The organism is Sphingobium aromaticiconvertens, assembly GCF_037154075.1.
GTDB lineage: Bacteria > Pseudomonadota > Alphaproteobacteria > Sphingomonadales > Sphingomonadaceae > Sphingobium > Sphingobium aromaticiconvertens.
This window is the reverse complement of the sequence record NZ_JBANRJ010000001.1, coordinates 565,436-588,323: the sequence shown is the minus strand read 5'-3', so window position 1 is coordinate 588,323 and position 22,888 is coordinate 565,436. Positions and strand designations below refer to the sequence as shown.

The following is a 22,888-nucleotide window of genomic DNA, read 5'->3' as shown; positions in this document are numbered from 1 at the left end:
CCGCCTCATGAAATACAGCCTCTGCACGCTGGCGTTGCCGCTGGCGGTTTTCACTGCGCCCGCCTCCGCCGAAATCGTGGCGCAGGCGACCTCCCCCGATCAACGGATCGCGGTGTCGCTCGACCTCGACAAGGATGGCCGCCCGACCTATGCCGTAACGCGTGATGGAAAACCCATCATCGCCCCCTCTCGCCTGGGTTTCCTGCTGACCAACGCGCCCAAGCTGGAGCGCAACCTGACCCTGGCGACCCAGACGACGACCAGCAGCGACGAGACATGGGAGCAGCCTTGGGGCGAACGCCGCAGCATCCGCAACCGCTACACCCAGTTACGCGTGGACCTGAAGGAAAAGACCGCGCTGGGCCGTTCGCTTGGCATCGTCTTCCGCGTCTATGATGACGGCATCGGCTTCCGCTATGCCTTCCCCGACCAGCCCACCCTCAAAACCGCGAACATCGGCGATGAGTTGACCGAGTTCAACCTCGCCCAGGACGGCACCGCCTGGTGGATTCCGGCGGGTGAGTGGAACCGCTACGAATATCTCTACAACCGCACGCCTATCAGCGAGGTCGGTCGCGCCCATACACCGATCACCATGAAGCTCGACACCGGCCTGCATATCGCCTTCCATGAAGCGGCATTGGTCGATTATTCGGCGATGTGCCTCACCCATGTCGAGGGGCTGCGTTTCCGCGCCACCCTCTCTCCCTCGTCCGGCGGGGCCAAGGTCGTGCGGAGCGGCGCGTTCGACACGCCCTGGCGCACGATCCAGATCAGCGACACGGCAGGCGGCCTAGCCGATTCCAGCCTGATCCTGAACCTCAACGATCCGAACAAACTCGGCGATGTCAGTTGGGTGAAGCCCTATAAATATGTCGGTGTCTGGTGGGGACTGCATCTCGACACGGAGACATGGGCTTCCGGCCCCAAGCATGGCGCGACCACCGCCAACACGAAACATTATATCGACTTCGCCGCGAAGAACGGCTTTCGCGGGGTGCTGGTCGAGGGCTGGAACAAGGGATGGGATGGCGACTGGTTCGCCGACGGCTCCTCCTTCAGCTTCACCGAACCTTACCCCGATTTCGATATTGAGGGATTGAGCCGTTATGCCGCGCGCAACGGCGTTCACCTGATCGGCCATCACGAAACTTCCGGCAACATGGCCCATTATGAGGATCACCTGACCCCGGCGCTCAACCTCTATCAGCGGCTAGGCATCGACAGTGTGAAGACCGGCTATGTCGCCGACGCGGGCGGGGCCAAAGTGCGCGGCGCCGATGGCCAGATCCATTATGAATGGCATGACGGTCAGGCCAGCGTGCGCCATCACCTGAAGGTCGTGATGGAAGCGGCAAGGCATCACATCGCCGTCAACGCGCACGAACCGATCAAGGATACGGGTCTGCGCCGCACCTATCCCAACTGGGTCGCGCGCGAAGGCGCGCGTGGCATGGAATATAATGCCTGGGGTTCACCCCCCAATCCGCCTGAGCATGAGATCAACCTGGTCTTCACCCGGATGCTGGCGGGACCGATGGATTATACGCCGGGCGTCCTCTCCCTTGAAGGGCGCGGCCAGCCGTTGCAATCGACCGTGGCGCGGCAACTTGCCCTTTATGTGCTGCTCTACAGCCCGATCCAGATGGCGGCCGACCTGCCCGAACATTATGCGAAGCTGATGAAGCCTTTTCAGTTCATCAAGGATGTCCCGACCGACTGGGAGGACAGCCGCGTGTTGAACGGCGAGATTGGCGACTATGTCACCATCGCACGCAAGGACCGCAACAGCGCTGACTGGTATCTGGGCGCTGGTACGGACGAAACGGCCCGCACGCTCGACGTGACGCTTGACTTCCTCGATCGGGGCAAGACCTACACCGCCCAGATCTACCGCGACACCGCCGACACAAATTATCGCACCGATACGCGCCATCATTATGCGATCGAAACGCGCAAGGTGAAGCAGGGGGATCGGCTTTCGCTGATCCTCGCCCCCGGCGGCGGTCAGGCCATTCGTTTCGTCGCACCCTGACGGTCCCTGCCCCTCTTCCACTCAAGTTGAGAGAAGGGCTTTGGTCATCCCCCGCGCGAGCACTGCGCGGCCAACGACGATGGAAAGGGATTGTGCGTCCCTGTTGGATGGGCGACCCCTAGCTCAAAAGTAGCGGGTTGGGATGGGCGGCATCCAGCCCACCGCTGCCATAGGGGCGAGTCAGGATTTCCAATATATGGCCGTTGGGATCGTCGAAATAGACGCCTCGTCCGTCATCCCAATGATTGATTTGTCCCGGCTGCTGATGAAACGGATCGGCCCAATAGCGAAGGCCTGCGGCCCGTATGCGGTCGAAGATGGTGCTGAACTCCTCTTCCGATACCAGAAAGGCGAAATGGTTCGGGTGGATGACTTCATCCGTCTGAAGGAAGTCCAGCGAGGTTTCGCCGACCTGCACGACCACAAAAGGCCCGAGCGTGGATGGGGCGGGAAGATTCATCATTCCCGCCAGAAAAGCCGCGCTGGCATCGCTGTCGCGCGCATGAACGATCGTGTGATTGAGCGACACGGCCATGCCACATATTATATCCCTGCCGCCCCCGCCCGGCAAGGGGCGAGGGCAGCCGAGTGACCCGCCATCAGCCCGCCAGTTCAGCTTTCGCAAATTCGCGAATATGCGCGCCGATGTCCGCGCGTTCCAGCGCAAGCGCCAGATTCGCCTCGATATAGCCCGCCTTGGAACCACAGTCGAAACGACGACCATCGAAAGTAACGCCGTGAAAAGCTTGCCTGCCGATCAGTGCGGCCATTGCGTCGGTAAGCTGAATCTCGCCACCTGCGCCCTTTTCCTGCGTTTCCAGGATATTCATCACCTCCGGCTGGAGGATATAGCGGCCCGGCAGGATGAGATTGGAGGGGGCCGTGCCAGCAGCGGGCTTTTCGACCAGGCCCTTGACCTCCGTCAGCGCGCCATCGCGGGCGCCGGGGTCGATCACGCCATAGCTGGGCGTTTGCTCCATCGGGATTTCAAGCGCGCAGACCAGATTGCCGCCAACCTTGTCATAGGCATCGACCATCTGCTTCATGCAGCCCGCGCCCGGTGCGCCCTTCATAAACTCGTCAGGCAGCAGGATCGCGAAGGGTTCGTCACCGATGATATCGCGTGCGCACCAGATGGCGTGGCCCAGGCCGAGCGGCTCCTGCTGCCGCAGAAACACCGCCTTGCCGGGCGCGAGACGTGTGCCTTCCAGCGCCGACAAGTCCTTGCCCCGTTCGCGCTGGGTCACTTCGCATTCAAAGGCGATGTCGAAATAATCCTCGATCGCGCCCTTGCCCCGTCCGGTGACGAAGATCATCTGCTCGATCCCCGCCTCGATCGCTTCATCGACGGCATATTGGATCAGGGGCCTATCGACGATGGGCAGCAGTTCCTTGGGGACAGCCTTGGTCGCGGGAAGGAACCGGGTGCCAAGCCCCGCGACGGGGAAGATGGCCTTGCGGATCGGGCTTTTCGGCATAACGCTCCATTCGCTTGAGGGGACAGGCGACCTGCGCAGAGGTAGCCCAGGAGGCATCGTCGCCGATGCCCGAAAGATGTTACGGTAATAGGTACGGGACGGCAGGATTTCGCTACATTCAGCAGTAATTTGCCGCAGTTGCGAAAAAGGTCAAGCGGGACGTAGGGGATTTAGACGGCGAGCAGCCGGTTCCCTACATCCTCAAGCGCGGTGATCTCTCCATCCAATTGCCCAAGCGAGACGTGGAGGCGATTGTTACGCCCATCGCGGCAAGCAAAGCCACCCGGTTCCGGCTCCTGAAAGCCCGATACGATGAGCGCACGAAATCGGTCTATCCGTTGCATGTCGCGCTCGATCGCCGCAATTTCGTGCAGTGCGCTGGCGTTGCGCCGATCGCGCATGGCCACCATCGTCCGCAATTCCGTCATCAGCTTTGCCATGCTGGGCCGAGTGCGCGCGCCCACGGTACGCACATCGCCCATCGCCTCGCGCAGCATCCCGATCTTTGCCTCCAGGCTCTGTTCCAGCATGCTCCATGCACAGACAAGGCGCCCGACGCCGCAGAGCAACGCCGCGTCCTCCGGCGTATAGTCCGTTGCCGATTTCATGCTGATATCATGTGCCAAATTCATGTACGCGCCCCGAAAGCTCTTACCCGAAAGTCTTATATGACTCCTCGTGTCACATTCGCGCTGCGGGAGGCTAGAGACGAACCGTTGCGTGCATGCGGACGCTCGCACATTGGGCACGGCATATCGTGGGCCGTGCAAAATACTGGACGAACCGTTGATGGCTCGACCGGCATCAACCCCGAAATCTTAACCAAACATCAGAAATCTATCGCGATTCCCTTTCGCTCCCAATCGCCATAGCGAACGGGGCTGAGTTCTTCGTCCAGAACGGGTTGCTGGTCTATGGGGTCAGGCTGGGGCACCGGCGGGTTTTTGGAGAGGTGCGCGGGCGCCTTCACATGCGCGGGTCGCTTGCCCTGATAGATGCCCATTATCTTGCCTTTCCAATTGCAGGCTGCACCGGGCAACCCCACATTCATGCATGACCGGCTATCTGGGCGGCAAAGGAGCAAAGTGCAAGTGAACGGGATGAAGACGATGATGCTGCTGGCAGCGCTGACGGCGCTGTTCATGGCATTGGGCTATACGCTGGGCGGCAGCGGCGGTGCGGTGATTGCGCTGCTGGTGGCGGCGGGCATGAACCTGTTCACCTTCTGGAATGCCGACAAGATCGTGCTGCGGATGCATAATGCGCGGGAGGTGGACGCGATCAGCGCCCCCGATTTCCACGGTCTGGTGCGGCAACTGGCCGAGCGGGCGGGCCTGCCCATGCCGCGCGTCTATCTGATCGACGAGCCGCATCCCAATGCCTTTGCCACCGGGCGCGACCCCGATCATGCCGCCGTGGCCGCCACCACGGGCCTACTCGACATGCTGACGCGCGAGGAGATTGCGGGCGTGATGGCGCATGAACTGGGCCATGTGAAGAATCGCGACACCCTGATCATGACGATGGTCGCGACGATCGCGGGCGCCATTTCGATGCTCGCCAATTTCGGCCTTTTCTTTCGCGGCGGCGGCGATAACCAGAATCATAATATGCTCGCCAGTCTGGCGGCAGTGATCGTGGCGCCCTTTGCCGCGATCATTGTGCAGATGGCGATCAGCCGCACGCGCGAATATGGCGCGGATCGGGCCGGTGCGGAGATTAGTGGCCATCCCCGCGCGCTTGCCTCTGCCCTTGCCAAGATTTCGGGGCAAGCCGCGCGGATTCCCAATCCGGTGGCGGAACGTAATCCAGCCGCGGCGCAGCTTTATATCGTGCCAACGCAGGTGAGCCAGCTCTTCTCCACCCACCCCGCGACCGAAAGCCGGATTGCGGCGCTGGAGGCGATCGCTCTCGAAATGGGGGCCGCTCCCGCATCACCCCCGTCAGCGCTGTCGGCACATCCTACACCGCCCCGTCGCCGATCCAGCGCCCTCGACCCGCTAAGGCGGGACTGAAGCGCGCCTTTGCGCCTGATCGCGAAATGCCCTAGGCCCGGGCCATGACCAGCCTTTCTCCCCGACCCGACGATGTTCCCGGCCTGCCTGCGCGGCGATCTGCTCTCAGACTATTGGACGCCGTGTTGCGCAGGGGCGAACCGCTGGAACTGGCGCTGCATGGCGCGACGCAGGGCTTGCCGGACCGGGCCGACCGGGCGCTGGTGCACATGATCGCGGCGGAGACGCTGCGCCATCTGCCTGATCTGGACGCGCTGATCGACGGGGCCACCGCCAAGCCCCTGCCCGACGATGCCAAGGCGCGGATGGTGCTGCGCATCGCCCTGGTCCAGACGCTGGTGCTGGGCACTCCCGCCCATGCGGCGATCGCAACCGCCCTGCCGCTGGTCGATGGTGGCCCGCGCAAGCTGGTCCATGGCGTGTTCGGCACGGTGACGCGCGGCGGCGCGGTGCTACCAGTGCCACCGACACTTCCGGCGGGCGTGGCCGAACGCTGGGGCGACCAGTGGGGTGAAGCCATGCCAGATCAGGCCGCCACCGCCTTTGCGGTGCGACCGCCAGTCGATGTTTCGCTGTGCGATGCGGGCCAGACCGCGCATTGGGCGCAGGCGCTGGGCGGAGAGAGTCTGTATTCCGGTCATGTCCGCCTGCCCGATCATGGCGCCGTTACCGAACTGCCCGGCTTTGTCGAGGGTGAGTGGTGGGTGCAGGATCTGGCCGCATCGCTGCCCGCTCGCCTGTTGGGCGCGGGCAATGACCGTTCCGTGCTGGACCTGTGCGCCGCACCCGGCGGCAAGACGATGCAGTTGGCCGCCGCCGGATGGGCAGTGACGGCGGTGGACCAGTCGGCCAAGCGCCTGACGCGGATGAAACAAAATCTGGAACGCACAGGCCTGTCCGTGGCGACCGTCGCGGCGGATTTGCGCCAATGGACGCCCGACCAGCCTGCCGACGCGGTGCTGCTCGACGCCCCCTGCACCGCGACCGGCATCTATCGCCGTCATCCCGATGTGCTGCACCGGATCGGACCACGGCAAATAAACGAGCTGGCAGAGTTGCAGGCTCAATTGCTGGCGCGCGCCGCCGATTGGGTGAAGCCCGGCGGCACGCTTCTCTATGCCACCTGCTCGCTGGAGCAGGCGGAGGGTGAGGATCAGGTCAGGCAATTTATGAGCGCCCGCAACGACTTCCGCCTGTCGCCACCCTCGCCGGACGAACTGCCGCAGGGGATTTCTCCCACGGCCGAGGGGTGGGTGCGGACCCTGCCCGACACCCTCGCTGACAAGGGCGGCGTCGACGGCTTTTTCATCGCCCGATTCGTTCGCGCCTGAAAGCTGGGGATAAGCCGCGTTTGAGATATTGCGCCGCCTGATTCGCACGGCTAAGGCCAAGCGTTAATGACCGACCTTATCCGCATCGCACCGTCCATCCTCTCCGCCGACTTCGCCCGTCTGGGCGAGGAGGTTCGCGCCATCGACGAAGCCGGGTGCGACTGGATCCATATCGACGTGATGGACGGGCATTTCGTGCCCAACATCACCATCGGCCCGGCGGTGGTCAAAGCGTTGCGCCCACACACGAAAAAGCCGTTCGACGTCCATCTGATGATCTCTCCGGTCGATGTCTATCTGGACGCCTTTGCGCAGGCGGGGGCCGACATCATTACCGTCCACCCAGAGGCCGGACCGCATATCCATCGCACCGTGCAGCATATCAAGTCGCTGGGCGTGATGGCAGGCGTGGTGCTGAACCCCGGCACCCCGGCCAAGATGCTGGATTATCTGATCGATGATCTGGACCTCATATTGGTGATGAGCGTCAATCCGGGCTTTGGCGGACAGAGCTTCATCGAGAACCAGCTTCGCAAGATCGAAGCCATCCGCAAAATGATCGACAAGAGCGGCCGGGACATCCGCCTGCAAGTCGATGGCGGGATCGACATCAATACCGCACCCCGCGCGATCGCGGCGGGTGCGGACGTGCTGGTTGCAGGCACCGCGACCTTCAAGGGCGGGGCGGACGCCTATGCCGATAATATCCGGAGGCTACGGGGCGGGTGAACGACTTTCGGCGCATCCCCAAACGGCCCACCTCGACCCCCGGCGATGCCGCGCCTGAAAGCGGGGCTGAAAACGGATCGGAAAACGGGATCGAGCAGGGCAAGAGCCTTATCCGCCTGGCGGATGACAAGGGGCTGTCGCTCGCCGAACGGATCGCCAACCGCTTCTATCTGCTAAGCTGGCGCACGCCGCTGCATGGCCGCCACCTTAAGGGCAAATATCCGCTGAAGCTGCTGGCAGTGCCCGACGACGCCATGCCCGGCGACGCACGGGCGGGTCAGGCGATACGCGCAGGTTATTTCCTGTTCCGAGGCACCCGTCAGCCGCTCGATACGCTGGATTTTGCCGGGTCCACCTTGCCTCCTGCTATCGCGGATCATCTCCACAGCTTCCGCTGGCTGCGCGATCTCGCTACCGCAGGCGGTCGCGAGCAGGGCGCACCCATCGCCGAAAGCGTGATGCGCAATTGGCTGTCCGCCCATGCCGACACTCCCAGCGAACCCGCGTGGCGCGCGGACAATGCGGGATGGCGGTTGTTGTTCTGGACGGCCTATGCGCCGCTGATCCTGTCGTCCAGCGACCTCGTCTATCGCTCGCTGGTGCTCAACTGCATCGCGCGCACGGCCCGGCATCTGGACCGCGGGGCTGAAAAAGCACCACTGGGCCTGCCGCGCCTGATCGCCTGGAGCGGAGTCGTCGCGGCGTCGCTGCTGATCCCCGGCGGCGCGGCGCGCAAGGTATTCGGCGAGGCAGGGCTACGCCGCGCGATCGACAGCGGGTTCCACGGCGATGGCGGCATCATTTCGCGCTCTCCGATGGCGCAGGCCGAAGCGATCATGCTGCTGTCGATGCTGGCAGCGGTGTATGACGTGCGCCGCGAACAAATCCCCACTTTCCTCAACGAAGCGCTGGCGCGAGCGGTGCCCGCCCTGCTGGGCCTCACCCATGGCGACGGCGGCCTTGGCAATTGGCAGGGCGCAGGTGCGATTCCGCCCGAGCAGGTACAGGCGATCGTCAATGCCAGCCGGGTGCGGACCCGCCCGCTGCGGCAGGCGCGCGATTGGGGCTATCAGCGGCTTGCCGCAGGATCGACCATCATCCAGGTCGACGCCGCGCCCCCACCGATCGCGCGGGTGGCGGAGGCAGGCTGCGCATCGACCGGCGCGATCGAGGTCAGCGACGGCCTCCATCGCCTCATCATCAGTTGCGGCGGCGCGACGCTGGAAGGTGCATGGATTCCTGCCGATCTGGCGCAGGGGCTGCGGACGACGGCGGCGCACAGTACGCTGATACTGGACGACACCAATTCGACCGCGTTGCTGCCCGACGGCACGCTGGGGCGCGGTGTGACCGAAGTGGAACTGAACCGGCAGGAACTGGAGAGCGGCAGTCGCCTCGACCTCTCCCACGACGGCTATGTCCGGCGCATGGGTTATGTCCATCGCCGCCTGCTGCTGATGAGCGGCGACGGCAAGGAGATACGGGGTGAGGATATGCTGACCCCCGCTGTCCGCCGTCGTAAGCCCCAGCGGCTGCCGTTGCAGATCCGTTTCCATCTGGCCCCCGGCGTAGAACCGACCCCGACCGCCGATGGGCAGGGCGCGCTGTTGCGGATCGAACTGGGGGCGCTGTGGCAGTTTCGTGCTGGCGCGGGCAAGCTGACGATCGAAGACAGCCTGTGGGTCGATGCCGATGGGCGACCCCACGCCACCCAGCAACTGGTCGTCAGCCACGAGGCCCTGCCCGGCGGCTCCAGCATCGGCTGGCTGTTGAAGCGGGTGGGATGATCCGCTAGGGGGCGCTCAACTTTCTGCTGCCCATCCGCCAAGGACTCTTTTCAATGACTGACGTGACCATCAAACGGGCGCTGCTGTCCGTGTCCGACAAGACCGGCCTCAACGAACTGGGCGCGGCGCTCGCCAGCCATGGCGTCGAACTGGTGTCGACCGGCGGCACGGCCAAGGCGCTGCGAGAAGCCGGGTTGGAGGTCATGGACATTTCCGACCTGACCGGCTTTCCCGAGATGATGGACGGGCGCGTCAAGACGCTGCATCCCAAGGTGCATGGCGGCCTGCTGGCCGTGCGCAACAATGCCGAGCATGTCGCGTCGATGGATGAGCATCAGATCGGCGCGATCGACCTGGTGGTCGTCAACCTCTATCCCTTCGCCGCGACCGTCGCCAGGGGCGCGGAGCGCGAGGAGATTATCGAGAATATCGACATTGGCGGCCCCTCGATGGTCCGTTCGGCGGCGAAGAATCATGAGAGCGTGGCGATCGTTACCGATCCCGCCGACTATGCGCGGCTGATCGCCGAGATGACGGACAAGGGCGGCGCGACCAGCTATGATTTCCGCCGACTGCTGGCGGCCAAGGCCTATGCGGCGACGGCGGCCTATGATTCGATGATCGCAAGCTGGTTCGCCTTTGCCGATCAGGGGACGATGTTCCCCGAGACCCTGTCGGTCGCCTCCAAGCTGGCGACGTCATTGCGCTATGGTGAAAATCCGCACCAGTCGGCGGCGCTCTATCTGCCCGTTAATCCGACCGCCAACGGCATCGCGCAGGCGCGGCAGGTGCAGGGCAAGGAACTGAGCTACAATAATATCAACGACGCCGATGCGGCGCTGGAACTGGTGAGCGAATTCCGCGACGGGCCACCGACCGTGGTCATAGTCAAGCATGCCAACCCCTGCGGCGTGGCGACCGGCGCGACGTTGATCGAGGCCTATGAGGCGGCGCTCGCCTGTGACAGCGTATCGGCCTTTGGCGGCATCATCGCCGTCAACCGCCCCCTCGACGGCCCCACCGCCGAAGCCATCAGCGGCATCTTCACCGAAGTCGTGGCTGCGCCCGACGCCGATGACGCGGCCAAGGCGATCTTTGCCAAGAAGAAGAATCTGCGCCTGCTGCTGACCGGCGACCTGCCCGATCCGGCCCGTCCCGGTATGCAGATGAAGAGCATTGCGGGCGGCATATTGTTCCAGAGCCGCGACAATGGCCGGGTCGATATGGACGCGCTGAAGGTCGTGACAAAGCGCGCACCCACCGATCAGGAACTCATCGATTGCCTGTTCGCATGGACCGTGGCCAAGCATGTGAAGTCCAACTCCATCGTCTACGCCAAAGGTGGCAGCACCGCAGGCATCGGCGCTGGACAGATGAACCGGCTGGAATCCGCGCGCATCGCGGCGTGGAAGGCGAAGGACGCCGCCGACAAGGCGGGCTGGGACAGCGCGCGCACCATCGGCTCTGCAGTTGCTTCAGACGCCTTCTTCCCCTTCGCTGATGGGTTGCTGGCGGCGGTCGAGGCGGGCGCCGCCGCCGTCATCCAGCCGGGCGGTTCGATCCGCGATGAAGAGGTGATCGCGGCGGCGGACGAAGCGGGTCTGGCGATGGTCTTCACCGGGATGCGGCATTTCCGTCATTGATTTGACGCGCCGCAGCAACAAATATGGCGGTTTTTAGCGGTTTTTAAGGCCGGAAAGGGCGAATTGGCCCTTTCCTTCGCTGCCTGTCACGCTTATTTAGAAATGGACCCGAACGCCCACGTAGGCGTGGGGCAAAAAATATAAGCATGTTCGACAGGAGATACAGGATGACCAGAAAAATGCTGGTGGCGCTGGCCGCCACAATGGCTGTTGCTCTGCCCACCGCGGCTTCGGCGCTCAACACCAATGCTGACGTGATCGTGGACGGCAACACCGGCACCGAGACCCGCTCGATGACCATATCGCTCCGCGACCTCAACCTTGCCGATCAGCGCGGCTATCGCATGGCCGACTATCGCATCACCAAAGCGGCAAAGAAGGTATGCGGCCATATGAACGGGTCGATCATTCCGGAAACCCGCGACTATCGGACCTGCTTCGGTGACGCGCTAGATGGCGCTCGCGACGACCTGAATACGCTGGCGCAGCGCAGCTAAACTACCGCTGGAGCGCAAAAAGGGCCGTCCCGCGATCGTGCGGGGCGGCCCTTTTTGCTGGCATATGCTTATCGGCCGTTAACCACTCCTTAGAGGATTTCCTTCACTCCCGGAGACAGGAAAGACTTGTCCGGGGGACCAGAAGCATATGCCGCGTATCGACCAGAGCGTGGACGTCGCCATCATCGGCGCAGGCCCGGCCGGCCTTACCGCCGCCTACCTGCTGACCAAAAAAGGCTACAGCGTCACCGTCATCGAGAAAGATCCGGTCTATGTCGGCGGGATCAGCCGGACGGTCGAACTGGATGGCTACCGCTTCGACATTGGCGGGCACCGCTTCTTTTCCAAGGCACAGGAAGTGGTCGACCTGTGGAACGAGATCTTGCCCGACGACTTCATCCAGCGCCCGCGCATGAGCCGCATCTATTATGAGGGGAAATTCTACAGCTATCCCCTGCGCGCATTCGAAGCGCTGTGGAATCTGGGAATCATCCGCTCGACCCTGTGCATGGCCAGTTTCGCCAAGGCGCGGCTGATGCCCAATCGCGACATCAAGTCATTTCAGGACTGGACCGTCAACGCCTTTGGTCATCGCCTCTTCTCCATCTTTTTCAAGACCTACACCGAAAAAGTGTGGGGCATGGCCTGTAACGAGATTTCGGCGGACTGGGCCGCGCAACGCATCAAGGGGCTGTCGCTGTGGGGCGCCGTGACGGACGGCCTCAAGCGCAGCCTTGGCCTCAACAAGCGGCCCAATGACGGTATGGAAACCAAGACGCTGCTGGAGACCTTTCGCTATCCGCGCCTTGGCCCCGGCATGATGTGGGAAAAGGCGCGCGATCTGGTCGTCGCGGGTGGCAATCAGATATTGATGGACCATAGCCTCAAGCAGATCGCGCAGGATCAGGGCACCAGCCGCTGGCGCATGATTGCCGATGGACCGGAGGGCGAGATCATCATCAATGCCGCCCATGTCATCAGCTCCGCACCGATGCGCGAGTTGGCGGCACGCATCCATCCCCTGCCCGCGACCCTGCCACAAGCGCAAGACCTTAAATATCGCGACTTCCTGACCGTCGCGCTGATGATCAAATCGGATGACCTGTTCCCCGACAACTGGATCTATATCCACGACAGCAAGGTCAAGGTCGGCCGCATCCAGAATTTCCGCAGCTGGTCGCCAGAGATGGTGCCCGATCCGTCGGTCGCCTGTGTCGGCCTGGAATATTTCTGTTTTGAGGGCGACGGCCTGTGGGCGACAGCCGACGCGGACCTGATCGAGCTGGCAAAGGCAGAAATGGCGATGCTGGGCCTGTGCGATCCGGCCGATGTGGTCGGTGGCGCGGTGGTGCGGCAGGAAAAGGCCTATCCCATCTATGACGACGCTTATGCGGCCAATGTGCTGGAGATGCGGACCGAGCTGGAAACCCGCTATCCGACACTGCATCTGGTCGGACGCAACGGCATGCACCGCTATAATAATCAGGACCACGCCATGATGACGGCGATGCTGACCGTCCGCAATATCGAGGCGGGCGCGCGCGCTTATGACGTGTGGGGCGTCAACGAGGATGCCGAATATCATGAGTCGGGCGACGAGGGCGAGAAGGCCGCGCTGGCCAGCGAACGATTGGTTCCCAGCCGCCTGAAAGCCGCATGACATCATGCCGGAACCTATCCGCGTTGTGAAGACCACCGGGGGCATTCGCGCCGTAAAAACCATTGTCGGACTGATTACGGCCCGCTTCATGTTGGCACGCTATCTGGTTGCGAGCGCCTGCGCGCTGGCGAGCGATATGCTTGTCTTCCTGATGCTGGATCATCTGGGTGCGCCGCCTGTGATCGCGGCCTTTGGCGGCTATCTCTTCGGGATGGGTGTCCACTGGGTCATCAGCGTGCGATTTGTTTTCCTGCCCGGCGATGCGGACAGCGCCACCCATGCCCAACGTGTCGGTTTTGTCCTCAGTTCGCTGCTGGGCATGGCGATGACCATGGGGATCGTCGGCGCATTGAGTAGCGTCGGCACCAGCCCGGCCATCGCCAAGCTGGCGTCTATTCCCGTCAGCTTCTTCACCATTTATGCGATTCGCAAATATGGCATCTTTGCCGCACGATAGTGGGATGAGACTGCGACCCGGCCGGCTGGTCGCTGCCGCATGGGCGCTGTGCAGCGCCGTCATGCTGTGGATTTTCCATGGCAGCTTTGTGGCCCTTGGCTTTCGCGATCCCGATGACGCGATGCGGCTGACGCAGGTGCGTGACTGGATCGGCGGACAGAGTTGGTTCGACGTCACCCAATATCGCGTCTATCCGCCCGCAGGCGGCCCAATGCACTGGTCGCGGATCGTAGACCTGCCGATTGCCGACATCATTCTGACCTTCCGGCCGTTTCTGGGCATGGCAGGCGCAGAGATTTTGGCCTGCATCATCGTGCCGTTGCTGTTGCTGGGCGCCCTGACCTGGGCGACATACCGGGCCGCTGGACGAATTGGCGGGACGGCCGTGGCGCTGGTCAGCGTTGCGCTGTTGCTGACCAATCCGTCGATCCTGGTGCAGTTTACACCGATGCGGATCGACCATCATGGTTGGCAGATCCTGATGGCGGCGGTGGCGCTGGGTGGGTTGTTCGATCCACGCGCCGCGCGCGGCGGTATGGTTGCCGGCCTTGCACTGGCCGTCTGGCTCCAGATTTCGAGCGAAGGGCTGCCCTATGCGGCGCTGTTCGCTGGCGTACTGGCGCTACAGCAATGGATGGAACGGCGTGAAGCGAGACGGTTCGTCACCTATGCGGTTACGCTGGGGATCGCCGCGCTCGCTTTGCTGATGGCCACGCGTGGGGCAAGCGCACTCTGGGCGCAAAATTGCGATGCCCTGTCCTACATCTATATCTGGCCACTGCTTGGCCTGTCGGTTGCCAGCCTTATAGCAGTCCGTCTGATCGGCAACGCTACCCCGGCTCGGCGCTTCGCGGTGCCCGCGATCGGCGGCCTTTGCGCGGTGGCGATTTTTCTGGTGACAGGTGGATCATGCCTGTCGGGCGATCCCTTTGCTGCCCTTGGACCGCTCGCCTATCGCTATTGGTATCTGCAAGTCATGGAGGGGCGCCCGATCTGGGAACAGGGCCTGTCGATGGCGGGCGTTATTCTGTTGACCCCTGTCATCGGGCTTGTCGGCACGCTTGGCGCGGCAGGGGCAAATCGTGACGGAGCGCGGCGCGACTGGCTGATGCTGGCGCTGCTGCTGGGCGGCACCATGGCCGTATCGATTCTGGTCATGCGGGCCATGAGCGTCGCGCATCTGTTTGCCTTGCCGGGGATCGCCTGGCTGCTGATCACGCTGTTCCGCCGGGTGCAGGCGTCACGTATGGCCATGGTGCGCGTCTTCGGATCGGTTGCACTGGCAGCGCTGACTCCTTTTGGGCTAGCGGCTTTATGGGTAAGCATTGCAACCAAACCGGACGCCAAGACAGAGGCCACCAACACCACGGATTGCCGGGAAGCCGCTACGCTGGCGCCGCTAAAGGCCCTGTCGCCTGCCTTGCTGTTCGCGCCGATCGACATGGGGCCGGACATATTGGTGCAGACCCGCCATGCCGTCACTGGCACCGCGCATCATCGCAACGCCGCCGGGATCACGGCGGTTCTCGAAGGCTATATGGCGCCGCCCGCCAAGGCGCAGCAGGTGATCGAGCGGTTGAACGGTGGGGGTGGAGCCGCTTATGTCATCACCTGCTCCGGCCTCAACGAAATGGGGATGTATGTGAAGGATTCGCCCCACGGATTGGCGGCGGTGCTGGCGCGGGGCGAGGTTCCTGCCTGGTTGACGCAGCTACCCACCCATGGCCCGCTCAAAATCTATCGGGTCTTGCCCGCCACAAAGCGCATCGCCACGCCGTTCATGCAATAGCGCAGGCCGGTGGGCCTCGGCCCGTCATCGAACACATGGCCCAGATGCCCGCCACAGCGCGCGCAATGCACTTCTGTCCTGGAATAGCCCAGTTCGCGATCGGTGCTTGTTCCGATCGCGCTGTTGATGGGGCGATAGAAGCTGGGCCAGCCGGTGCCGCTATCAAACTTGGTCTTCGAGAGGAATAGTCGCTGCTCGCACCCTGCGCAGCTATAGACACCCTCGCGCTTTTCCTTGTTGAGCGGACTGGTAAAGGGATGCTCGGTCGATTTCTGGCGTAGAACGGCATAAGCCTGCGGGCTGAGGCGCTTGCGCCATTCGGCATTGGTCAGGGTGACGGGATAAGCGGCCTCTGCCTCCCCCGTGCCCATATGCCAGAAGGTGGCGACGATCGCGGTCGCCGCAGCGCCGCCCAGAAAGACTCGCCGGTTCATGTCGGCGAGCCTCCCATCATCAGCCTTTCGCCTGCCTGAACAGGTCGCGCCAGCGCAGGCGCCCTCCGGCACTGCCAGATTTCAGCACATGGCGGCGGAACAGGAAGACGCCCAGCCGGATGATGACGACCACCGCCAACCCCTGCCAGATAAGCGCGACGAAATGCGGCCAGAGCGCCTCCTGCTGGGCGGCGCGGGCGATCATCGCGAACGGCGAACTGAAGGGGAAGATGATAGCGGCAACCTCCGCCGGCGATCCCATATGATCGACCGCATAGGTGGCGAAGAAGAAGATCAGTAATTGCGCCATCGTCACGGGCATATTGAGCGTCTGCACCTCCCGCACTGTCGCGGCCTGCGCGCCTATTCCCAGGAACAGCGAGCCGAGCAGCAGATAGGCCATCGCGAAATAGAGGATGCCAAGCATCACGAACAGCGGCCAGCCAACCGCGGGGGCGGGCATCGAAAATCCGCCCGGTCCAGCCAGCAACAGCGTCAGACCAACCGCTCCGCCGCCCCAAAAAGCGATGCCGACGAAACTCATTGCCAGCATCGCCGCCAGCTTGCCAAGGAAGATGGCGTCCACCGGAACCGCTGCGGCCAGCACCTCGATCACTTTGGTCGTCTTTTCTTCGACCATGTTGGACAGGACCATGCCCGCCAACAACATGGTGAGAAGGAAGATCAGCGCCTGCCCCGCCCGCGCGGTGAGCAACCGGGCCTGATCCTGCGCGCCGGTGCTGGTGACGACGGCTTGGGTGCGGACGTTGACCCGCGGCAACTGAGCGCCCGCCTCCGCCGCGCTGGCGATCAGACTGACGTCGCCCTTCAACATGGCGATGTCGTCGGGCTTGCCCGTCAGCAGCGGACGATCGACCGTGCCCGACACAATCGCGACAACGCCGACCTTGTGCTGGGCAAGCTGCGCCGCCGGATCGGCGGCAGGCGACAGCCGTTTGAGTTCTGGCAAGGTCTGTGTTCCCAGCCGCTCGACCAGCGCCGCATGGGCGCGTTCCATCCGGGCTGCTTCCGCGCCCGGCATGGCGATGCCGATGACGGGACGCAGGGCGTCGGTGCTGATCTTTTCCCCCAGCCCACCAAAGGCCATACCGATGATCAGCGGGAAAAGCGGGCCGAGCAGGAAGAAGATGAATGTCTTGGAAAAGACGATGGCGGTGAAGTCCCGTCGGGCGATGACGAAGGCGGCGCGCACTATGTCGATCATGCGACCTGCTCCTCTTGCCCAGCCTGCGCCTCTTCGTCCATCTGCCGCGCGGTCGCCTCCCCCGCAATGGCGACGAAGGCATCATGCAGGCCGGGACGCTCGATCGACAGGCTTTCGATACCAGCCTGACCATCCAGCAGTGCGCGGAGCAACGGCTCCATGCCCTCATCGGGCAGGGCAAAATGCCAACCGCCATCCTGCGCCATCGTGTCTGCGGGCAGGACCGCGCGCCACGGACCATCGCTGGCACGTGTCCGCAACCGCACCTGCGGCGCGAGGCGATCGCGCGCGGCGGCAACCGTTCCCTCGAATCGTATGCGACCGCCCGCGACGATGGCTATGCGCTCGCACAGACGCTCGGCATGGGCAATGACATGGGTAGAGAAGAGAATCGTCACGCCGCTCCGCGCCTGCGCGCGAATCAGCGCCTCCAGCTTGCCCTGATTGATGGCGTCAAGGCCGGAGAAAGGCTCGTCCAGCACGATGAGGCGCGGTTCATGCACGATCGTGCCGAATAGCTGGACGGTCTGGGCCATGCCCTTCGACAACTGGCGGATCGGCTTGTCCATCGAGGCGCCCATGCCATGGTCCGCCAGCAGGATGCGGGCGCGCTCACGCCCGACTTTCAATGGCAGGCCCCGCAAGGCGCCCATGAAGGCAATCGCCTCAAAAGCCTTCATCGACGGGTAAAGACCGCGTTCTTCGGGCAGATAGCCGACCTCTTTCGCCCGGCGCAGCGGCGCGGCATCGCCCAGCAGGGTGCGGTGCCCCGCATCGGGATCGACAATGCCCAGCAGCGTCCGCAACAACGTGGTCTTGCCCGCGCCATTGGGACCAAGAATGCCATAGATGGTGCCCGCAGGCACGGCTATGTCGATGCCATCGACAGCGCGAAAGCTGCCGAATGTCTTGACAAGACCATGACCTTCAACGGCATAGGTGGGCTGCAACGTGGGATCGCCGATCATCGCTCCCCCATAGCCGGACGCCATGTCAACGCCAATCCAAACTCTTGAAGAGCGCCTGAAGGCGGAGGCCATGCGGTTGGGCTTTGCCGCCTGCGCCATTGCGCGCGCCGACGCGGCTCCGAAAACGGCCGAGCGGCTGAAGGCGTGGCTGGACGCGGGCCACCATGGCGACATGCTGTGGATGGAGGAGCGCGCCGGGCAGCGCGGATCGCCCGCTGGCCTTTGGCCGGAGGTGCAAAGCGTCATCATGCTGGGCATGAGCTATGCCCCGGCACGCGACCCGCTGGCGCTGGCCGATGTGGGGAATCGGGGGCGGATTTCCGTCTATGCGCAGGGGCGCGATTATCATGACGTCGTCAAAAAGGCGCTGAAGGCGCTGGCCCGCTGGCTGGTGGAGCAGCAGGAGGGCGCGCTCAAGGTCTTCGTGGATACCGCCCCGGTGATGGAAAAGCCGCTAGCACAAGGGGCCGGGCTGGGCTGGCAGGGCAAACACAGCAACCTCGTCAGCCGCGATCATGGTAGCTGGCTGTTTCTGGGAGCGATATATACCGCGATCCCGCTGGTGCCGGATGCGCCCGAAGTCGATCATTGCGGCAGTTGCAGCGCCTGCCTGCATGCTTGCCCTACCGATGCGTTCGCTGCGCCCTATGTCGTCGATGCGCGGCGCTGCATCTCTTACCTCACTATCGAGCATAAGGGACCTATCCCGGAGGAATTTCGCAAGGGGATCGGCAACCGCATCTATGGTTGCGACGATTGTCTGGCGGTGTGCCCCTGGAACAAGTTCGCGCAAACGGCGGCGGCCAACCGCGCCTTTGTCGGTCGGGCCGAACTGGCCGCCCCGGCGCTATCCGACCTGTTGTCGTTGGACGATGCCGGGTTCCGGGAGATATTTTCCGGGTCGCCGATCAAGCGGATCGGACGCAACCGGATGGTCCGCAACGCGGCGATCGCGGCGGGGAACAGCGGCGACAAGGGTCTGGCACGCTGGCTGGAACCATTGCGCGACGATCCTGATCCTGTCGTCGCAGAAGCCGCCAAGTGGGCGTTAGCGCGCCTGTAGCGCCGCCGCGCAGGACGCCGGGTCGATGTTCACGCCGGCAGGCGAGCGTGCATCGATATGCGTCACCACCGGCTCCTTGCCCGGCGAGGGGGGATAGAGATAGGCGTCGAGCACGCAGCGGCCATTGGCGAATTGCAGCTTTCGCATCGTCGCTTCGCGAATGTCGAGCCGGGGCGTGCCGAGCAACCGGGTAAGTTGCTTCGCCTCCTCGCCCATCAAGGGTCCAGCCTTTGTAAAGGCGCTGGCCGGGGGGCCGGGATTGGCAGCCGCAGCGGGCTGTGGTGGGGGCACGGTGGCACAGGCTGCAAGCGACAGCGCGGCGAATCCCATGACAAAAAGCCGGGCGGCGCTCATGCAGCTATCCTCTTGCGGTTATGGAGCATGTGAACGGCCATAGCCGCGCTCCAGATCGGTGCAAGCAGGTTCACGACCGGCAGCAGGAACAACAGGGCAGACACCAAGCCCATCAGCCAACGCCCCGCGCGCGCGATGGGTGGCAGGTCGGGATGGCGTGGCTCCACCATGTCGGCCATGTCGCGCCCCAGCAGCCAGGCGTTGAGCACAAGGAACAGGACAAGCGTACCAACACCTGTGACGAGCAGCACGATATAGAGCGGCAGCGCGAGCAGGTTGAGGCCAAGTGTCCGGGTGAGCGAGGCGAGGGCAAAGCACAGACTGCGGGTAAAACCAACGGGCCGGGCGCGGATCGCGGCCTGTGGATAGCTTTCCTTTTCCACCGCCTCAATGATCGCATCGGCGAAGAGGCCCATGACCGCCATTGCGATCGCGCGAAACAGGAACCAGGCGGCAACCAGCGTCACCAGTCCGCTCGCGGCTCCTTCGGCCAGCCCACCATCCCAGCCCCGCCAGTCCAGCAGCGCGTCGATCCCCCACCAAAGCGCCGCTCCAAGGATCGCGAATACCAGCAGGGTGACAAGCAGCGTGCGCCCCAACACCGCACGCGCAGCGGGGTGGAAAATCTGCGGTAGCGACCGGAACAGGGCGGCAAGGATCATGGCCCTCTTGTCGCCCCCGCCACCGCGCGGGTCAATCACTCGCGACATGCGCCGTTGCGTCCTCACCCGCACACCGATAGAGCTAAGGGCATGACGGCCCCGCTATGGGGCCATTTTCTTGCGCGAAGGAAAAGCATTTGTCCGCCAACAGCCCCCACACACTGGACGTCATCGCCATCGGCAATGCGATCGTCGACGTGCTTGCCCGCAGCGATGATGGCTTTTTGGCAGAACATGCGCTGACCAAGGGCGGCATGCAACTGATCGACGCAGAGATGGCCGAGACGCTCTATGCCGGAATGGGATCGGCAGTGGAGATCAGCGGTGGCTCCGCCGCCAATACGCTGGCCGGCCTTGCCGCGCTGGGCAAAAGCTGTGGTTTCATCGGCCAGGTGTGCGACGATCAGTTGGGCGGCGTCTTTGCCCATGACATCCGGGCGATGGGCGTCACCTTCACCACCCCGGCGGTGAGCGGTGACGTGCCGACCGCGCGCTGCCTGATCCTGGTCACCCCCGATGGGCAGCGAACCATGAACACCTTTCTGGGCGCATCGCAGTTCCTGCCCGAAAGTGCGCTGGACGCCGACCTTATCCGCTCCGCGGGCATCCTCTACCTCGAAGGTTATCTGTGGGATCCGGAGCAGCCGCGCGCGGCCATGCGCGCCGCCATCGCCACCGCCCGCGATGCCGGTCGACGGGTCGCCTTCACCCTGTCAGACAATTTCGTGATCGACCGGCATCGCGCCGATTTCCTGGACCTGATCGACCAGGGACTGATCGACATCCTCTTTTCCAACGAAGGAGAGATAAAGTCGCTCGTCCAGATCGACGATTTCGACAAGGCCGTAGCGACCGTCGCGGCCAAGGTGCCGGTGCTGGTATCCACCCGCAGCGAGAATGGCGCCGTCGCGGTTGTCGATGGCACGCGCTATGAAGCGCCAGCCGCATCCGTGGCGCAGGTGGTGGACACAACCGGCGCGGGCGACCTGTTCGCTGCTGGCTTTCTGGCCGCGCATATCGACGGCCTGGGCGTAGAGGATTGCCTGAAACTGGGCGCAGCCGCCGCGGCGGAAATCATCTCTCACTATGGCGCGCGGCCCGAAGTCGATCTGAAGCTGATCCGGGCGAAGCTATTCGCCTGACGCCAAGCAAAAGCTGATCGGCATGAACGGAATGCCGATCAGCCCGACGTCTTCTGGCGCCGGAACAGCGCGCGATCCTCTGGACCGAAGCCCCAGCGCCAGATGACAAACCCGTAAGCCCCCAGGATCGCAGCGACGCCGAACACCAGCTCGACCCATTCGAGGTGCGGTGGCAGGGCAACAAAGCCCGCGCCCACGATGCAGGCGACGCCCGAGGCGCTCAGGAGCGGCCAGCGCCAGGCGTTGACCCGTGCATCAAGCAGTTGCGAGAGCAATCGCGCCTTGACCAGCGCGCCAACGCCCAGCGCGATGCAGAGCGCCAAAGCAGGTGCCGCCGCGATGTACATCGGCACCAGCCCCAAACGCCGCGCACCGATGATGAGTGCGAAGCTGAGCAGCGCCTGCAACGCGATCATCATCAGCGAGATCACCAGATTGCGGTGCCGGGCGATGTAGACAAGCGCCGATTCACTGACGACCGCCGTCGCGGCCACCACTTCGGCCAGCAGCAGGAAGGCCAGCGCGCCGGTGCCGCCAACGAAATGCGGACCCACCAACCCCATCACGGCCTCGCCCGGAATACCGAGCGCCAGGGCGATCCCCGCCTGCGCGGCGATGATCCAGAAACCGACTTGGCTGACTTGGCGCGCGATGGCGGCCAGATTGCCCTCCGACAGATTGCGGGTGATGACCGGACCAAGAATGGGATCGAAACTGGTCTTCAGCTTCTGCGGCAGCGAGGCGACCTGCTGCGCGACATAATAGATGCCAACGACCGCCGGGCTGACGAACAGGCCCAGTATTGCCAAGTCCAGACGGCGCGAACCCCATTCCACCCCGTCGGCGGCCGCCAGCGGCAGGTTGCGACGCGCCAGCCGCCACAACCGCCCGCCATCGAACCGCCAGCCCGAAGGCCAGCCATAATGCCGCATCATCGGTATGACCGAGGCGATCATCGCCGCCACCATGGACAGCACATAGGAGAGGATCAGGCCGTCACGGGTCGAGTAGAAAGCAAAGGCGAACGCGCCGATACTGATCGCCCACGGTTCGATGATGGACCGCGCACGCACGGTCGCGGCGATATCGAAGCGATAGGCACAGGCCGCCAACGACACATCGGACACCGCGACTGCAATGACGATCAGAGCCAACAATCGATCCAGCCCGTTGATGCCACTGTTCGGGAACATCGCCTGTGGAAAGGCGACCAGCGCCCCGGCGCCGATCAGCGAGGCGATGAGCGTCACGATGATAGCGTCGGCAACGACATGGCCATGGGGCCGCTCGGTCTGCGACAGCGCGCCTGCAAGGCCGCGCTTGAGGCCCAGCGTCGCGAGTTGCGCGGCAAACTCCACGACCAGCACCGCATAGGCGAAACGGCCCAGCGCGTCGGCGCCATACCAGCGGCCAGCAATGAACAGGAAGGGCAGGCGCGCGGCAAGGCGCAGCAGGAAGCCGAAAATATTGGTGCGCCCGCCCTTCGCCAGGGCGGCAATATCGTCCTCTTCGCCAGACGACGCATCGACGTGCGCAGGGATGGCCGGTGTCGGCACCTTATTATGATCCCCCTCTCGCGTCATGGCTTTGCGGCTATATTAGGCAATGTTTGGTCGCGA

22 protein-coding genes are annotated in these 22,888 nt (G+C 63.7%); 12 read left to right on the top strand and 10 right to left on the bottom strand.

All coding sequences use genetic code 11. The features are described 5' to 3' along the window. Positions 1–7: 7 nt before the first annotated feature. On the top strand, positions 8–2,035 hold the full coding sequence (locus WFR25_RS03045; RefSeq protein WP_336968401.1) for a glycoside hydrolase family 97 protein: 2,028 nt from the start codon (positions 8–10) through the stop codon (positions 2,033–2,035). A gap of 118 nt (positions 2,036–2,153) precedes the next feature. Here the strand turns inward: WFR25_RS03045 and WFR25_RS03040 are convergent, their stop codons facing one another. From WFR25_RS03040 to WFR25_RS03025, 4 genes are all read right to left on the bottom strand, one after another. After that, positions 2,154–2,570, bottom strand: coding sequence for a VOC family protein (locus tag WFR25_RS03040; RefSeq protein ID WP_336968400.1), 417 nt, complete (start codon positions 2,568–2,570; stop codon positions 2,154–2,156). 64 nt (positions 2,571–2,634) lie between these two features. Next, entirely contained in the window at positions 2,635–3,513 is an 879-nt protein-coding gene (locus WFR25_RS03035) for a UTP--glucose-1-phosphate uridylyltransferase (RefSeq protein WP_336968397.1), read from the bottom strand. A gap of 170 nt (positions 3,514–3,683) precedes the next feature. Further along, positions 3,684–4,121 carry a hypothetical protein gene (locus tag WFR25_RS03030; RefSeq protein WP_336968395.1) on the bottom strand — a complete coding sequence of 146 codons (438 nt, stop codon included), beginning with the start codon at positions 4,119–4,121 and terminating at the stop codon, positions 3,684–3,686. 221 nt (positions 4,122–4,342) lie between these two features. Continuing rightward, positions 4,343–4,516, bottom strand: a complete 174-nt coding sequence (locus tag WFR25_RS03025) for a DUF1674 domain-containing protein (protein WP_336968393.1) — start codon at positions 4,514–4,516, stop codon at positions 4,343–4,345. An 88-nt stretch (positions 4,517–4,604) separates the two neighbouring features. Here WFR25_RS03025 and htpX point away from each other — a divergent pair, with 88 nt between their 5' ends. The 9 genes from htpX (at position 4,605) to WFR25_RS02980 (ending at position 15,421) form a co-directional block, all read left to right on the top strand. Next, on the top strand, positions 4,605–5,528 hold the full coding sequence (gene htpX, locus WFR25_RS03020) for a zinc metalloprotease HtpX (RefSeq protein ID WP_336968392.1): 924 nt from the start codon (positions 4,605–4,607) through the stop codon (positions 5,526–5,528). Between the two features lie 44 nt (positions 5,529–5,572). Further along, entirely contained in the window at positions 5,573–6,859 is a 1,287-nt protein-coding gene (locus WFR25_RS03015) for an RsmB/NOP family class I SAM-dependent RNA methyltransferase (RefSeq protein ID WP_336968390.1), read from the top strand. A gap of 66 nt (positions 6,860–6,925) precedes the next feature. Further along, entirely contained in the window at positions 6,926–7,588 is a 663-nt protein-coding gene (gene rpe / locus WFR25_RS03010) for a ribulose-phosphate 3-epimerase (protein ID WP_336968387.1), read from the top strand. After that, entirely contained in the window at positions 7,585–9,375 is a 1,791-nt protein-coding gene (locus WFR25_RS03005; protein WP_336968385.1) for a heparinase II/III family protein, read from the top strand. Before rpe ends, WFR25_RS03005 begins: the two co-directional genes overlap by 4 nt. 53 nt (positions 9,376–9,428) lie before the next feature. Next, a complete protein-coding gene (gene purH, locus WFR25_RS03000; RefSeq protein WP_336968382.1) occupies positions 9,429–11,018 on the top strand; it encodes a bifunctional phosphoribosylaminoimidazolecarboxamide formyltransferase/IMP cyclohydrolase in 1,590 nt (529 codons plus the stop codon). 167 nt (positions 11,019–11,185) lie between these two features. Continuing rightward, a complete protein-coding gene (locus WFR25_RS02995; RefSeq protein WP_336968380.1) occupies positions 11,186–11,515 on the top strand; it encodes a UrcA family protein in 330 nt (109 codons plus the stop codon). 148 nt (positions 11,516–11,663) lie between these two features. Next, positions 11,664–13,175 (top strand): NAD(P)/FAD-dependent oxidoreductase, encoded by a 1,512-nt coding sequence (locus tag WFR25_RS02990; protein ID WP_336968378.1) that lies wholly within the window; start codon positions 11,664–11,666, stop codon positions 13,173–13,175. A gap of 88 nt (positions 13,176–13,263) precedes the next feature. Beyond that, entirely contained in the window at positions 13,264–13,632 is a 369-nt protein-coding gene (locus tag WFR25_RS02985; RefSeq protein WP_419723189.1) for a GtrA family protein, read from the top strand. A gap of 4 nt (positions 13,633–13,636) precedes the next feature. Beyond that, positions 13,637–15,421 carry a hypothetical protein gene (locus tag WFR25_RS02980; RefSeq protein ID WP_336968374.1) on the top strand — a complete coding sequence of 595 codons (1,785 nt, stop codon included), beginning with the start codon at positions 13,637–13,639 and terminating at the stop codon, positions 15,419–15,421. On the opposite strand, the gene msrB is transcribed toward WFR25_RS02980, so the two are convergent. The 3 genes from msrB to WFR25_RS02965 are packed head-to-tail and all read right to left on the bottom strand — an operon-like array spanning position 15,370 to position 18,048. After that, positions 15,370–15,855 carry a peptide-methionine (R)-S-oxide reductase MsrB gene (msrB, locus tag WFR25_RS02975; RefSeq protein WP_336968372.1) on the bottom strand — a complete coding sequence of 162 codons (486 nt, stop codon included), beginning with the start codon at positions 15,853–15,855 and terminating at the stop codon, positions 15,370–15,372. The two genes, WFR25_RS02980 and msrB, sit on opposite strands and share 52 nt — an antisense overlap. 19 nt (positions 15,856–15,874) lie before the next feature. Beyond that, complete coding sequence (locus WFR25_RS02970; RefSeq protein WP_336968370.1) at positions 15,875–17,080, bottom strand: ABC transporter permease; 1,206 nt, start codon at positions 17,078–17,080, stop codon at positions 15,875–15,877. Then, positions 17,077–18,048, bottom strand: a complete 972-nt coding sequence (locus WFR25_RS02965) for an ABC transporter ATP-binding protein (protein WP_419723188.1) — start codon at positions 18,046–18,048, stop codon at positions 17,077–17,079. The genes WFR25_RS02970 and WFR25_RS02965 overlap by 4 nt, the downstream gene beginning before the upstream one ends. 22 nt (positions 18,049–18,070) lie before the next feature. On the opposite strand from WFR25_RS02965, the gene queG reads away from it, so the two are divergent. Continuing rightward, positions 18,071–19,111: a tRNA epoxyqueuosine(34) reductase QueG gene (queG, locus tag WFR25_RS02960; protein ID WP_336968365.1), complete on the top strand. Its 1,041-nt coding sequence runs from the start codon at positions 18,071–18,073 to the stop codon at positions 19,109–19,111. Here queG and WFR25_RS02955 read toward each other — a convergent pair. Together WFR25_RS02955 and WFR25_RS02950 are read right to left on the bottom strand one after the other, a co-directional pair. Further along, positions 19,097–19,465: a hypothetical protein gene (locus WFR25_RS02955; protein ID WP_336968363.1), complete on the bottom strand. Its 369-nt coding sequence runs from the start codon at positions 19,463–19,465 to the stop codon at positions 19,097–19,099. The genes queG and WFR25_RS02955 overlap by 15 nt on opposite strands. Further along, positions 19,462–20,127 (bottom strand): EI24 domain-containing protein, encoded by a 666-nt coding sequence (locus WFR25_RS02950; protein WP_336974632.1) that lies wholly within the window; start codon positions 20,125–20,127, stop codon positions 19,462–19,464. The genes WFR25_RS02955 and WFR25_RS02950 overlap by 4 nt, the downstream gene beginning before the upstream one ends. Positions 20,128–20,231: 104 nt before the next feature. On the opposite strand from WFR25_RS02950, the gene WFR25_RS02945 reads away from it, so the two are divergent. Beyond that, entirely contained in the window at positions 20,232–21,269 is a 1,038-nt protein-coding gene (locus WFR25_RS02945; RefSeq protein ID WP_419723138.1) for an adenosine kinase, read from the top strand. 38 nt (positions 21,270–21,307) lie between these two features. Here WFR25_RS02945 and WFR25_RS02940 read toward each other — a convergent pair whose 3' ends face one another. Further along, positions 21,308–22,852 (bottom strand): lipopolysaccharide biosynthesis protein, encoded by a 1,545-nt coding sequence (locus tag WFR25_RS02940; protein ID WP_419723137.1) that lies wholly within the window; start codon positions 22,850–22,852, stop codon positions 21,308–21,310. Between the last annotated feature and the right edge of the window lie 36 nt (positions 22,853–22,888).